13 protein-coding genes are annotated in these 15509 nt (G+C 28.8%); 9 read left to right on the forward strand and 4 right to left on the reverse strand.

Annotation, left to right across the window (positions count from 1 at the left end; genetic code table 11):
- Nucleotides 1–281: 281 nt before the first annotated feature.
- Complete coding sequence (locus U9R42_04460) at nucleotides 282–878, reverse strand: HD domain-containing protein (protein MEA3495268.1); 597 nt, start codon at nucleotides 876–878, stop codon at nucleotides 282–284.
- A 503-nt stretch (nucleotides 879–1381) separates the two neighbouring features.
- Between U9R42_04460 and U9R42_04465 the strand changes: the two genes are divergently transcribed.
- The 9 genes from U9R42_04465 (at nucleotide 1382) to U9R42_04505 (ending at nucleotide 13246) form a co-directional block, all read left to right on the forward strand.
- On the forward strand, nucleotides 1382–2365 hold the full coding sequence (locus tag U9R42_04465; protein MEA3495269.1) for a TAXI family TRAP transporter solute-binding subunit: 984 nt from the start codon (nucleotides 1382–1384) through the stop codon (nucleotides 2363–2365).
- A 105-nt stretch (nucleotides 2366–2470) separates the two neighbouring features.
- Nucleotides 2471–3775 (forward strand): glucose-6-phosphate isomerase, encoded by a 1305-nt coding sequence (locus tag U9R42_04470; GenBank protein ID MEA3495270.1) that lies wholly within the window; start codon nucleotides 2471–2473, stop codon nucleotides 3773–3775.
- Between the two features lie 445 nt (nucleotides 3776–4220).
- On the forward strand, nucleotides 4221–5252 hold the full coding sequence (gene galE / locus U9R42_04475; GenBank protein MEA3495271.1) for a UDP-glucose 4-epimerase GalE: 1032 nt from the start codon (nucleotides 4221–4223) through the stop codon (nucleotides 5250–5252).
- Nucleotides 5253–5276: 24 nt separating this feature from the next.
- Entirely contained in the window at nucleotides 5277–5648 is a 372-nt protein-coding gene (locus tag U9R42_04480) for a response regulator (protein ID MEA3495272.1), read from the forward strand.
- 11 nt (nucleotides 5649–5659) lie between these two features.
- Complete coding sequence (locus U9R42_04485) at nucleotides 5660–6877, forward strand: sugar transferase (protein ID MEA3495273.1); 1218 nt, start codon at nucleotides 5660–5662, stop codon at nucleotides 6875–6877.
- Between the two features lie 13 nt (nucleotides 6878–6890).
- Nucleotides 6891–7625 carry a TolC family protein gene (locus tag U9R42_04490; GenBank protein ID MEA3495274.1) on the forward strand — a complete coding sequence of 245 codons (735 nt, stop codon included), beginning with the start codon at nucleotides 6891–6893 and terminating at the stop codon, nucleotides 7623–7625.
- A 13-nt stretch (nucleotides 7626–7638) separates the two neighbouring features.
- A complete protein-coding gene (locus U9R42_04495) occupies nucleotides 7639–10383 on the forward strand; it encodes a LysM peptidoglycan-binding domain-containing protein (protein MEA3495275.1) in 2745 nt (914 codons plus the stop codon).
- 2 nt (nucleotides 10384–10385) lie between these two features.
- Entirely contained in the window at nucleotides 10386–11750 is a 1365-nt protein-coding gene (locus U9R42_04500; GenBank protein ID MEA3495276.1) for an oligosaccharide flippase family protein, read from the forward strand.
- A gap of 8 nt (nucleotides 11751–11758) precedes the next feature.
- Nucleotides 11759–13246: an O-antigen ligase family protein gene (locus U9R42_04505; GenBank protein ID MEA3495277.1), complete on the forward strand. Its 1488-nt coding sequence runs from the start codon at nucleotides 11759–11761 to the stop codon at nucleotides 13244–13246.
- A 343-nt stretch (nucleotides 13247–13589) separates the two neighbouring features.
- On the opposite strand, the gene U9R42_04510 is transcribed toward U9R42_04505, so the two are convergent.
- From U9R42_04510 to U9R42_04520, 3 genes are all read right to left on the reverse strand, one after another.
- A complete protein-coding gene (locus U9R42_04510; GenBank protein MEA3495278.1) occupies nucleotides 13590–14459 on the reverse strand; it encodes a hypothetical protein in 870 nt (289 codons plus the stop codon).
- Between the two features lie 75 nt (nucleotides 14460–14534).
- Nucleotides 14535–15110 (reverse strand): HNH endonuclease signature motif containing protein, encoded by a 576-nt coding sequence (locus tag U9R42_04515; protein ID MEA3495279.1) that lies wholly within the window; start codon nucleotides 15108–15110, stop codon nucleotides 14535–14537.
- 226 nt (nucleotides 15111–15336) lie between these two features.
- Nucleotides 15337–15509 (reverse strand): ATP-binding protein (locus U9R42_04520; GenBank protein ID MEA3495280.1); only part of this gene is annotated, 173 nt, incomplete at its 5' end.

Here is a 15509-nt window from a genome sequence, read left to right on the forward strand (position 1 = left end):
ATTATATTTTTCTTTTTTTAGGCAAAAATTCTTTGCATAGCTATAGCTACGGAAATAATTTTTAACGACAAAAAAGGGAAATAGAAATGATTTATATCGGGTGTTTTGATGTTAATTTGGTATAACATCCATTTTTAATTCAAAGCCCAAGTATAATGAGTAATACAAAGTTTTCTTAGTGCCACTAAATAAACCTAGTTATTCGCTACTTTTACGCCTTATTAAAAGCACAAACCTAACACTTCAATAAACTCAGTGCATTGCGAATTGACTACCTTATTTTATGACAAATCATAACCAGCAACAATTTCTTTAATAATTTCAAGATTTTCAATCTTTTTGGGCTGTCTGAATTTTTTGGAAAAAGAGGTAAAATATTTATGTTTGCCAATAAAAGATATTTGAATATTATTCCATTGTTCTTCACTTTGAATCTTATTAAATGTAATAAGTTCTTTAAATAAAGTATCTCCTATAGGAACAAAATCATCTCTACCAATATAATCAAGGTCTGCATCACAAAGGATTTCTCCCAAATGAGACTTTGGTGATTGAGGAATCATAGTTGCCATTATCAATTCTGAGATTTTATCAATCTGAGCTAAGGAATAATCATATAAAGGAAGAATTTCTCTTGCAAATTCACAAGATACTTCCTCATGGTTTTCATAGGTTTTCAAAAAGCCAACATCATGAAATAAAGCCGCAGTTGATAATAAAAATATTTCTTCATCATCTGTAATTTTCTCAAATTTTGCAATACGCAATGCAGATTCAAGAACATCCAAGCTATGATGAACTCCATGATATGTTAAAGAAGGGTCAAGCTCCTTAACCAACTTATCAATAATATATTTTTTGACTTGCCTGAATTTCATAAGATTATTAAAGTATCCTATTAAAGGACAAAAGTAAAATAATTTTATTTTACTGCGATACTTTTTTTAATAAAACATACATAAATTAAAATATTTTTTTCACACCAAAACCTAATTGCCTGATTTCCTATATGTTAAAAACATACAAAATACTTTTTTTTCATCTTTATAAAACAAATTAAAGAATCATTTTTGGATAGTAACTAGCGTTTTATATAGGAAAGTTTGACTATTGTTTGTTTTTAAATATATTTTTACCACATATAAATTTCTTGTTCTCAAAACGCAGAAGCAATATATCATACTCATTTACTGCATCTAACAAGGCTTAATCATTTTTTTATTTAAACTCTCATTTATATCTTTTTATAAAAATTTTGTTTTTATTTATAAAAATCATTTTTTTTCAATTCAAATTATTACATTTGCGAGGTAAATGTTCTTTAATAAATGTTCTTTTTACATTGATAAATTATTATTTTAAAAATTAATTTTTAGATACAATGAAAAACAAAAAATTATTAAGTTTTATTTTTGCGACTTTATTAATCTCCAGCTCTTTTCTTGCACAATCACAAATTAGAATGCTTTCAGGATTTTTTAAAGGTTCGTATTATGAAATGGCAAATGACATTAAAATTGTAGCAAAAGATATTGTTAATGTTGACACTATTTTTACGGTCGGGGCAAATGGTCAAGATTCAATTGCTTTTAGCAGAAGCAAATCAGAATTTCTTCATATTTTAACATCAAAAGGGAGTTTGCATAACTTTAAAAAACTTTCTAGGGAAGAAAAACCACAAGTTGCTTTTATGCAATATGATGTTTTAATTGAGCAACAGTTAAAAGATATTAAAAAATACAAAAAAAGAACAGATAGTATTCGTGTTCTTATTCCTTTAGGATTTGAAGAAATTCATTTAATTGCATTAAAGGATTCAAAAATCAAAAAAATAAAAGACCTGAAAAAGAAAAAAGTTGCAGTTGGTGAAGCTCAGCAAGGAACTTCTGTAACAGCAGGACTAATTAAAGAAAAACTTGGAGCAGAATGGATTGACGTTCAGGTATCTTTTAAAGATGCATTATTTGCATTACTTAATCATAAAATTGATGCTTTCTTTTTTGTAGGTTCTGCCCCTGTTTCAAAACTCAACGGCTTATCCCCTACTTATCGTAAGCTCAAAATTATTCCAATAAAAGACAAATCTCTTGAAGAAATTTATACCAAGACTACAATACCTGCTAACACTTACCATTGGTTAGATAAAGATGTTGAAACATACGCTGTAAGATTACTACTTGTTTCTGACATTTCAAAAGAAAGCCAAGCAGATGATAAAAACCTTAGAAAACTTCTAACTGACATTCAAAATAACATTGGTAAACTACAAGAAGAAGGTCATCCAAATTGGAAAAAAGTTGACTTTAATTTTAGTGATATTCAATGGCAAGTTCATGATGTCGCAAAAAAAGTATTTGGTTTATAATTTATTAGAACCTCCTAAAAAAAACCTGTCAATTATGGCAGGTTTTTTTTTGCCCAAAAATCAATATAAAAATATTTCATATATTTGTAAAAAATACAATCAAATATGACAAATATAAAACTCAACATTAAGGGAAGTAACAAATTTGTTTTTGCAAAAGAGATTGAAAAAATTCAATCCAAGATTATGGATTGTCAAAATACAGTATTAAATAAATCCGGGAAAGGAAAAGAATTTCTTGGTTGGGTAAACCTCCCATCAAAAACTGAAAAGAAACTCCTTGATGAAATTATTTCAACAGCAAACAAAATAAAAAACAAAGCAGAAATATTTGTTGTTATTGGAATTGGAGGTTCTTACCTCGGTGCAAGGTCAGTAATTGAAGCACTCAAAAATAATTTTGATCATTTACTGAAACAAAGAGAAAATCCTTTAGTTATTTATGCCGGTCAAAATATTAGTGAAGATTACTTGTCAGAGCTTTTAAAAATTCTTGACAAACACGATTATGCACTTACAATAATTTCAAAATCCGGAACCACTACCGAACCAGCAATTGCATTTAGGATTTTAAAAAAACATATTGAAAATAAATATGGAAAAGAAGATGCAAGAAACAGAATAATTGCAATTACTGATAGTTCAAAAGGAGCTTTAAAACAACTTGCCGACAAAGAAAATTACAAAACATTTGTTATCCCCGATGATGTTGGAGGAAGGTATTCGGTTCTCACTCCTGTTGGCTTACTTCCTATTGCTGTTGCAGGTTTTGATATAAAAAAAATAATGGAAGGTGCCAAACTGATGGAAGAGTTTAATTTAAACAACAATAAATTAGATGAAAATCCTATTTTACTTTATGCAGCTATTCGCAATATCCTTTATTTAAAAGGAAAGGCTATTGAAATCCTAATTAATTATGAACCAAAACTTGCATTTTTTACAGAATGGTGGAAACAACTTTTTGGCGAAAGTGAAGGCAAAGAAAATAAAGGTATTTTTCCTGCAGGAGCAAATTTCACAACCGATTTACACTCTCTAGGTCAATTCATTCAAGAAGGCAGTCCTAACATCTTTGAAACAACTATTTTTGTTGACAAGCCAGAAAATGAACTCAAAATTCCAGAAAGCAAAGAAAATTTAGATAAGCTGAATTACCTTAGCGGAAAAAATATTAATGAAATAAACGAAAAAGCATTTCAAGGAACTTATATGGCACACGTTGATGGAAATGTAGCAAATATAGTGATTTCAATTCCACAAATCAATGAAAATATACTAGGTCAACTTATTTACTTTTTTGAAATGGCTTGTGCAGTAAGCGGATATTACTTAAAAGTTAATCCATTTGACCAACCGGGAGTTGAAAAATATAAAAAGAATATGTTTAAATTACTTGGGAAACACTAATACTAAACCGCTATTAAGATGCTGATTAAGAAAATAAATTATTTTTGTTTTGTTTTTCTTCACAAAATTCTTGCATAGCCATAGCTACGGAATAATTTTTTGAAGAAAAACAGGGCGAAAAGAAATGTTTTAATTTCAGTATCTTGATGGTGGTTTAGTATAAGCTAATAACTCTTAAGAAAACACTCAAAATTAATCCCGATTTTTATAGTGTCATATCAAGTCTGAAATGCTAGTATTTTTTGCTTTTTGCAAAACAAAAATAATAATTCTCAAAAAAATTTTGAAATAGCATATCCAATGTCTTAAATTTGATGATGATAAAAAAGTGAAATTGTTATTTTTAAATTTTTCCAGAAAATAATGTGGATATGTAGAACAAGTAAAATTTCATTTAATAGAACAGAACATTAGTTTTGAATAAATAAAAAAATTGATAAATAAAATGAGTAAAGGAAGAATATTAGTAACAGGAGGAACAGGATACATAGGTTCACACACAGTAGTAGAATTACAAAATGCCGGCTATGAAGTAGTAATTATAGATAATCTCAGCAATTCCTACAGTTGGATTATTGACAGCATCACAAAAATCACAAAAATAAAACCTGAATTTCACGAAATTGATCTTTGCAACGGAAAAGATGTAAACGATTTTTTTAATAAAAACAAAGATATTGATGGGATTATTCACTTTGCAGCATTCAAAGCTGTTGGTGAATCAGTTGAAAACCCAAACAAATATTATTACAACAATCTTGTTTCGCTCATGCATATCCTACAAAACATGCAAAAGCACAAACTCAGCAACCTTGTATTTTCATCTTCATGCACTGTTTATGGTGAACCCGAAAAGGTTCCTATTTCTGAAGAAGCACCTATTGTAAAAGCCGAATCACCTTATGGAAACACTAAGCAAATAAGTGAAGAAATTATTTTTGACAACACTAAAATTTCTGAAATATCAGCAGTTGCTTTAAGATATTTTAATCCTGTTGGTGCACATGAATCAAATTTAATAGGAGAACTACCCCTTAACAAGCCACAAAGCCTTATGCCTGTGTTAACACAAACATGTATTGGAAAACAGGAGAAATTATTTGTTCATGGCAATGATTATCCTACTCCGGACGGCACAGCAATACGTGATTATTTTCATGTTTCCGACCTTGCAATAGCTCATGTAAAAGCAATAAGTTATATGCAGGAAAAAAGAAATAAAGACAAATTCACATTTATAAATCTTGGTTCAGAAAAAGGATACTCAGTGTTAGAAGTTATTGAAGAGTTTGAAAAAATAAATAATGTAAAACTAAATTACGAAATGGGACCAAGGCGAGCAGGTGATGTAATTCGTGTATATGCCGATTCATCAAAAGCACTGAAAGAATTAGGATGGAAAGCAGAAAAATCACTTTCAGAAATGGTAAGAACAGCTTGGAAATGGGAGCAATCTTTAAAAGACAATAAAATTTAAAATCAATTTTAATAAAAAAATATCATGAAAGAAAAAATATTAGCAGTTGATGATGAGGCGGTTATTAGAAAATTATTAGAAAATTTTCTTAAAAAAAAATATGATGTTACAACAATGTCGAATGGAAAAAACGCACTTGATTGGATACAAAATGGAAACATCCCCGATATGATAATATGTGATGTGAATATGCCCGAAATGGATGGAGAAGAATTTGTGAAAAATGTACGTGCCGGAGAACTTTTCAAATACATTCCTTTTTTAATGTTATCGGGTGATGAAGAAAGTAAAACAAGAATAAAATTTTTTAAACTAGGAGTTAAAAATTTTATTACAAAGCCCTTTAACCCTGAAGAGCTTAACGTTCTTATTGAACTCATCCTAAAAAACGAATAAATACTATTTTTATGGAAAATGTTAAAAATAAATTAAAAAAACGAATATTATACATTGGTAATGACGAAAAGACAATTGACTTAATAAAAGGATCCGATATATTTGAAACAATAATCCACAAAAATGGATTTACTGCTGACAAATGGCTTAAGCATAACCCCACCATAGATCTTATTTTATGTGAAAATTATATTCCCGGAGTAAATGGAATTAACTTTTATCAATATCTTAAAGCTAATAACATTCATAATACTACTCCATTTATACTTTATTCAAAATTGTTTAATGCAAAATTAATTAACAAAACAAAAAAATACAATATTGATGATTTATTTACGATGCCCTTAAACACTAATAATCTTTATATCCGTACTAAATTTTTATCACAATACAGAAAAAAACATCCGAGAAATTTGGATTATACAATTCAAAAAGAGAAAAACATAGAAATTGCAAAACACAAATTAATTACAAAACGTATTTTTGATATTGGATTTTCATTAATTGCTTTACTTTTACTTTCGCCATTGCTTTTACTAACAGTAATTGCCATACGCTTAGAATCAAAAGGTAAAGTTTATTACATTTCAAAACGAGTTGGACAAAAGCCATTTGGATTTATAAAATTTCGTTCAATGTTTCAAGGTGCTGATAAAATGATTAAAGACTTAGCACATCTTAATCAATATGCAAAAGATACAGACAAAACAGAAATTGATTTTAACAATAAGTGTGAGGATTGTGCAAAATTACCTAAAGGAATATATTGCTCCCCACTTTTAGAAGTTGGAGATAATAAAATTTGTGAAAAAGATTATTTAAGACAGAGAAAAGAAATTGCTGGTCCTTCATTTTTAAAAATAAAAAATGACCCGAGAATTACTAAAGTTGGAAGAATAATAAGAAAATTAAGCATTGATGAATTACCACAACTCATTAATGTTTTAAAAGGAGACATGTCAATTGTAGGAAACCGACCTTTACCACAAGATAGTGAGGCAAAAAACTTGACAGCAGATGCTTTTGGTGATAGATTTATAACACCTGCCGGCATTACAGGGCTGTGGCAAGTTAGCAAAAGAGGTAGTGATAATATGTCGGAAGAAGAAAGATTTGGATTAGACAAAAAATATACAAAAATATTTATTGATAAAAAATATCCTATATTTTATGATATTGGACTAATAATTAAAACTTTTACAACATTCATCCAACATGAAGATGTTTAAAAATTTTTAAACAATGAAAAAACAACTACTGGTATTTTTATTTCTGATTTTTGTAAGCAACATTGTTTTGTCTCAAGGAAATTTTAATATTTACAAATTTAATCCAAGGACTCAAAACATCAAACAATATCTTCCACCTTTGGGAGTGTTAATTGATTCAGCAATAAAAAATAATCCGCGAATAAAATTTTGGCAAGCAGATATTGAAGTAGGTCAATCAAATATTCGCTCAGCAAGAAGGCAATGGACAAGACATATTGGAATTTCATCCGATATCAGATATGGTAATTATGATAATCTTTCAATGGGTGGAACAGCAGGAACTACACCAGTCCCAATATATTATTCCAAACAAGAAACAAGATACGGTGTTGGTATGTTTATGAAATATCCTTTTTTTGATTTACTCAATAGAAGAAGTGATATAAAATTAGCAGAATATGAAAAATTACAAGCTACTTATAACAAACAAAATGAAATTAATAATGTAAGAGAAGAAGTAATAATACAATTTAATAATCTGTTATTGAAACAAAAGAAACTCACAATACAAACTAGCTACATGGAAACCAGCAATCTGAATCTTATGATGGCAGAAAGAAAATTTAAAAATGGATTAATTCAATTAACAGAAATGGCAAGGTTAACAGAAATAAATTCAAGGTCAAAATTGGCTTTTGAAGATGCAAAAACAGACTTTGTTGTATCTTTTTTAATTTTACAAGAGATAGTTGGCTTTAAATTTTAGTAAATTTGCAAGCATGAAACTTACACAATTCATAAAGTTAATCTACAAACATCTATTTATCCTTATTATTGTACCCATTATTTTAGGTGCTATTGTCTTCTACCTCACCAAAGATGAAATTAAAATGTATAAATCTTCAACAACAGTTTATACAGGAATAGCATCAGGTTACAATATTGAAACAAGTGGCGGAGCAAAATTTGATTTCCTTGCTGCAAAAAACTCCTTTGATAATCTTATAAACATAATAGATTCTAGAGAAACTTATGAAGAAGTAGGGATTAAATTACTTACTAAACATTTATCACTCAGTTATGCCGATCCAAAGTACATAACTAAAAAGCATTTCAATGAATTGCAACAAATTGTCCCTAACGAAGTAAAAGAACTTTTATATAAAGAAGCTTCAATAAAAAAACTAAACAATAGAAAAAAAACTGTTACACCAAAAAAACCTAAAAAAAATATCACAATAGAAAATCAAAATATTTCTAAATTTCATTTTGTTAAAGCTAAGGAAACATTATATTCTATTGCAAGAAAATACAATATTCCGGTTAAAGAATTAATGAGGATTAATGGACTTACAAACAACAATATAAAAGTTGATGACAGATTATTAATAATAACTTCAAGAAATCAACCCTCTACAAAATATTATCAAAAAGAAAAAAGACCAACAAGCACAGATACATTTTTATATTATATTACCGATAAAAATGAAACTTTGTATTCAATAGCAAGTAAATACAATATTTCAGTTGCTCATTTAATAGCATGGAATAATTTAACCAAGAGAGAGATAAGCAAAGGCAAAAAATTAATTGTAGGAAGTATAAATTATCCTGTTGAACCCAAAGTTATAAAAAATAATAATAGTAAAAAGTTAGTAGAAAAAACTAAAATAAAAAAAAGTAACACAAGCAATTCAAATAAAATAAATGAATTTGATAGGATATATTCTGATTTTGTGCAATATAAAAACAAAAGTGATACGAATTTTCTTTATGAATTATTAAACTATAGTCATCCACATTACAGTATAAAAGCATTGTCAAGGATGAAGATAAAAAGAATTGGCAATAGTGATTTAGTAGAAATTTCTTATGAAACGGATGACCCTGGAATTTGTCAATATTCTCTTGTTTTACTCACTGAAGTTTTTATTAAAAACTATAAACATTTAAAAGAAAACCAAACAGATGCAGTTGTAAAATATTTTCAAAGGCAAGTAAACATGGCAAATAATCGTTTACAATTGGCTGAAGACAAACTTTTAAACTTCAACCAAAAAAACAATATTATCAACTATTATGAACAAACAAAATTTATTGCAGAACAAAAAGAAGAGCTTGACCTTACTTTTCAAAATGAAAACATGAGAAGAGCTTCTGCCGATGCTGCTTTAAAAAAGGTTGAAGGAAGGCTTAACATAAGAAACAACATTAATCTTACAAGTTCAGAAATATTAGACAAAAGACATAGACTTGCTGATATTTCAATGAAAATTTCAATGACAGAAGCTTATGCTGAGGACTCTACAGCTTGGGAACTTGTATATTTAAAAAACAAACAGGCAGAAATAAAAAAAGAACTTGAAAATTATATTAGTGAATTGTACGGTTACAACAATTCGGTTCAAGGAATGCCAATAAAACAACTATTGGAAAAATGGCTTGAAAATGTTGTTAAATTTGAAGAAAGTAATGCTCGCTTGGCAGTTTTAAGAGAACGAAAAGAGGAATTTAACGAAAAATATAGATTAATGGCTCCTCTTGGTGCAATCCTAAAACGTATTGAAAGAGAAATCAATGTTGCCGAAAAAGAATATCTTTCATTACTCCACTCATTGAATTTAAGTAAGCTACGACAACAAAACATTGAGATGTCATCAAATATTAAAGCTGTTGACCCTGCTTATTACCCGATAATACCAAAAGCTTCAAAAAGAAAAGTGATGATTCTTGCCGCTGCCTTCGCAGGCTTTATGATGGTATTAGCACTTATTGTAATACTTGAATATTTTGATTCAACAATAAAAACACCTGAAAGAGCTGAAAAACTAATCGGACTTAAATTTGGCGGAGTATTTCCAAGAATCCCTAATAAACATGGTAAAATAAATTATACTTTTATCACCCAAAGAATGTCTGAAAAAGTAATTCAAAAAATAAAACTCAAATCAGCAACTGCAAAAAATAAAGCAGGAGAACCAAAAATTATATCGTTTTTTAGTACAAGAGAAAATGAAGGAAAAACCTTTTTGGCAAACACAATTGGAGAAAGAGTAACAGCTTTTAATGAAAATATTCTTTTAGTTACTCCATTTGCTGAAGATGAAGAAATCCCTGAAGATGTTGAAAACACTTTCTTTTATCAATATTCAAAAAATGAAGGTGAGATAAATTCAATTGATGAATTATTAACTGAGGACTACAAAGCAAATAAAAATAAGTACAAATATATTTTCGTAGAAATCCCCTCAATAATAAAACAAAATTACTCTTCAAATTTTATTAAATCTTTTGATTTTTCATTGCTTATAGCAAGAGCAAATCGTACATGGACAAAAGCTGACAAACATGCACTTAGCACTTATAAAAAACTATGCAAAAACGAACCTTTATTCATTCTTAATGGTACAGAACCTGATGCATTAGTATCAACGATTGGAGAAATTCCAAAAGAACGTTCTTTTTTGCGAAAGTTATTTAAAAAAATTATATCCTTACAAATCTATAATAAATCAAAGATTTAACTATGAAAATCCCAAGCGTTTTAAAAGGAGAAAAAAATATTGTTTCTCTTCTTAACCAAATGACAAGAGCCGCTTTGGGTTTTATTAGTTTTATTATTCTTACACGTACTTTCGAAAAATCTGTCTTTGGAGAATGGGTGCTTTTAATTACTTCAGCAGGTTTTGTAGAAATGATAAGATTTGGCTTAACAAGAACAGCAATTGTTCGCTTTCTCTCAGCTAGCAAAGAAAAAGAATCAAATGAGCTAAAAGGTTCTAATTGGATGATTGGACTTATAATTACTGTAATAATTGCAATTGTTATTTTTGCAATAAATATGATTTTCAACAATGCTATTCAAAACTCCGGATATAAGTATTTTTTCAAATGGTATCCAATACTTGCATTTTTAAACCTCCCTTTAAACAATGCCATTACAATTCTACAAGCAGAACAACGCTTTGATAGAATTTTATTTATCAGAAATTTCCCAATGGTATTATTTCTAATATTTCTCACACTTAACTTCTTTATTTTAAAATATAATATTGAAACTGTAATTCTAATTTTTATGGGAATAACAGGATTTACTTCCATAGTATCAATTTTAAAAAAATGGGACGGACTTATTTTTTTAAAATATTCCAATAAAGCAAGGATTAAACAAATTCTTGATTTCGGGAAATATTCAACAGCTACATTAATAGGAAGTAATTTACTGAAAAGTGCCGACACATTTATACTAGGTCTTAGCCCTTTTATTGGTCCTGCAGGTGTTGCCTTGTACAGCATTCCTCTTAAACTTACAGAAGTTATGGAAATTCCTTTGAGAAGCTTTACAGCTACAGCTTTTCCTAAAATGTCAAAAGCAAGTATCGAAAAAGACAATAGCAAAGTGCGTCAACTATTTTATGCCTATTCGGGGAGTCTTACATTACTATTTATCCCTGTTTTAATTCTTGCATTTATTTTTGCCGAACCATTAGTAACAATTGTTGGCGGTAAAGAATATATTGAAACAGCAAACATTTTCCGAATATTTTGCATCTACGGACTACTTCTTCCTATGGATCGTCTTACAGGAGTTGGACTTGACAGTGTGAATATGCCAAAACGAAATTTTTATAAAGTTATTTACATGGCTCTTGCAAATATAATCGGTGATATTATAGCAGTATTTGTTATAGTTCAATTTTATCCTGATATTTCTATAATTTCAATACTAATGCTTGTTTCATCAGTAACCATTCTAATGACATTAATAGGTTTAGTAGTAGGACTAAAATATTTTAACAAAGAAATTCAATTTTCAATTTTTAGAATTTTTAAAGAAGGATATTGGTTTTACAAAGGCATGTATAGAAGGATTGTTAAAAATTCAAAATAATTATAACAATGAAAAGTCCTTTTGACAAAAAAACAGGTTCAGAAATACTAAAAAGTCCACTGATTATTGGATTAATTATTTGTATTTCTTTGCCCATTGGTTTTTTTATTGCCAAAGGTGGAATCATGAACGCAACTTTACTAATTGCACTTCCTTTGCTTTACGGGTTTTTGTACTGGCTATTTAAAAAACCATCTAACGGACTTTACGTTTTTATTGCATTATCATTTACAGCTATCGGATTAACAAGATATATTAAAGGAATTCCTCTTGGATTAAGTATTGATGGTATTTTGGTAATAACATTTCTTGCACTTTTCTTTAAAAATTTCTTTACAAAACTTGATTGGAAACCGATACAAAACACTTTATTTTACATATCATTAATCTGGTTCATTTACAACGTTTTGGAACTTGTAAACCCTGAAGCGAGAAGTTCTGCTGCATGGTTTTATGCTATGCGTGGTGTTGCATTATATTTTGTTCTAAGCGTTCTTATTACATTGATGCTTCTCAGAGATGTAAAACATCTAAACAAATTTCTTTACTTATGGGGTGCTTTTTCAATTCTTGTTTCAATCAAAGGTGCAATGCAGTTAATTGTTGGTGTTGACCCATGGGAACAAGCATGGCTAAATGCCGGTGCTGCCGAAACACATATTTTATTTGGCAAACTTAGAGTGTTTTCATTTTTGAGTGATGCTGGAACTTTTGGTGCTCAACAAGGACATGCGGCTGTTGTCGGTATTATCGTAGGCTTGAATTCAAAAACAAAAAAAGATAAAATATTTTTTCTTACAATGGGATTATTGGGTTTATATGGATTAGCAATTTCAGGGACAAGAGGTGCAATTGCTGTACCTGTAGGTGGAGCAATGATATATTTTATAATGAAAAAAAATATAAAAATACTAATTTTAGGAGCAATCTTAGGAATTTCGGTTTTTGTATTTTTTAAATATACTACAATCGCTAATGGAAATTATCAAATCAATAGAATGCGCTCTGCTTTTGACCCCAACGACCCATCCTTACAAGTAAGACTTGAAAATCAGCGAAAATTAAAAATCTATATGAAAAGTCGCCCTTTTGGTGGAGGAATTGGTTCTTCCGGTAACTGGGGATTACGATTTTCTCCAGGTACTTTTTTAGCAGAAACTCCTACCGATAGTTGGTATGTTAAAATATGGGTTGAGCAAGGAATAATAGGATTAGTATTTCACATTTTTTATTTATTATTTATTCTTGGCTATGGTTGCTACATCATTTGGACTAAAGTAACAGAGCCTGAAATTGCGGCTAAACTTACCGCACTTGCAGGTGGAATTTGGGGAATAATGCTCTGTAGCTATGGCAATGCAGTTTTCGGACAACTACCCACAGGTCCGTTGATTTACGTGAGTATGGCAATGCTTTATATGGGCGAACTTTATAACAAACAAGCAATTGAAAGAAAATTGAAAGTTAAGAATGAAAATATAGAAATTGAAAATTAATGTTTCTTTTAAAGTGGTTCTATGTTGATTTGAGTGGGTAATCAAATTTGCCACAGATTCACAGATTAGAAAAAGAGTAATTTTGTAATCTGTGAATCTGTGGCTTTAATATTTTCCCACCCATACAAATCAACATAGAACCATCAATAGCAATTTAAATCAGTAATATACAAGTAGTTATAAGATGAGTTATTAAATTTGTAGAGGATTTGAAAATTATACCTAAAAAAAGTCTCAATAGAATAATTGTATTTAATGGCTAAGTACTATTTTTTACAGAATAATTCACATTATTTGTAAATACATGGAATTAATAAAACTACTATCTTTCAATTTTTGAGTATTATTTCAATATTTGGGTTTTATAGTCATAGAAAAAATCACTTTCAACTTCTTTTTCGTACTTTTTTAATTGACTAATATGAATAAAACCTTTATCTATTTCACGTAGTGGAACAATGTAAAGTTTTTCTGGTAAGTTTGCTTTACCTCCAACACCAATTGCTATAAAAACAGGTATTTTACGACTTTTTTCAAAATCTACATATCTATTAAATTTGTCAGTTTTCGCAATTATCACACCATTTTTGTATAAATTATTTCTCCATTTACACTCAACATAAAAATCATATTTATTCGTTCTAAAATTAAATTCAAGTAATAAATCCGGTTGTAGAGTTGTCTCAGCATAAGTACCATCAACATATTTATCTCCAGCCCATTCTTTTATTTTAAAATATTTTTTATTAAACTTTAAAACAATAAATTTTTCAAAATCAGATCCTTTCTTCTTTCTATAATCAATAAGTTCCGTTTCTGAATCAATTTCTAATTCTGCCATTTGTTTCTCTGCATCTTTTATTACTTGATCAAAATTAAGTCCTTTTTTAAGAGCAATTTTTTTTATAATATTTCTCTCGTTATCAGTAAGAATACCATCAGCAATTGCCATTTCAATTGCTTTTTCCAATTCATTATCATCTTCTTTTACATTGACATCTTCTTTTACATTGACATTTTCTTTTACATTGACATTTTCTTTTACATTAACATTTTCTTTTACATTGACATCTTCTTTCACATTGACATTCTCTTTTACATTGATATTTTCTTTTACATTAACATCATTTTTTGAAGACCTATACAAATACACTCCAACCATTAAAGTTAGGATTCCAATTATCATTAATATTATTCCTGTCATTTTTTTCATACGTTTAATTTCTATATTATAAATCATCTAATGTCAAAACGGATTTTGTTAAAAACCAATCTTTACATTATTCAATTACAAAGGTAATTCTTTTTTTATGTTTAGGAGTAATTTAGTAGGTTCAGGATAAGAAGTTGGTAAAAGGTCAACTCTAAATGGGAGGTCAATATCTTTTAGTTCTTCAACTTTTTTTTCAAGAAGTTTATTCTCAATACAATATTTAAATGTTAATTTTAAATAACGCCTAATTATCATTAATGGTAAAAATTCTTTTCTAAATTCCATCCACTCCATTAAGTCTTTTTTCCCTTTTGAACTGTTACAAACTTGACAAGCAAAAACTAAATTCTCTGCATCATCTTTCCCTCCATATCTTTTTGGAAAAATATGGTCAAGAGATAATTTTTTATCCGAGCCACAATAATTGCAAACCTGCCCAGTTTGCAACTTAATTTTTTCATCATCAAATATTGATCGCATATTCATAGTTCCATTTTTAAGTCCTTTGAATAATTTTGCTCTAATCATATAATTAAATTGTGCGTATTTTTTTTGTTCATTTTTAACAGCAGTATGAGCCATAGCAAGATTTGCGTATGACCAATAAATTTGCTCTCTAACAGTTTCAATTTTTTGTTTAACAATTGCCATTTTCAATAATTGTCATTATTCTTTTTCAATACATTTCATTTGACTTGCAAATATAAAAACAATTGAGTAATTATAATTTCATACTCAAATAAACAGTTCCTTAGTTTTGATAATATTTTTCGTTAAGCATTCTCAAAATGGACATCTTGGAAAATTACAAACCTCCCCCAAATCTTAATTTCATAATCAGCCCAATTAAACATAAAGCCATATTTTCACTATATCATTATTTTTTAGCAAACGAAAACAAAAATTCAAGACCTCCTTGCTTCCTATTTCTTACAGATATTTCGCCTTTGTGAAAAAGAACTGCATTTTTTACAATTGAAAGCCCTAAACCTGTGCCTCCTTGCTTGCGTGAACGTCCTGAGTCGATACGATAAAAACGTTCAAATATTC

The organism is Bacteroidota bacterium (genome assembly GCA_034723125.1).
In the GTDB taxonomy this organism is placed as follows: Bacteria; Bacteroidota; Bacteroidia; order CAILMK01; family JAAYUY01; genus JAYEOP01.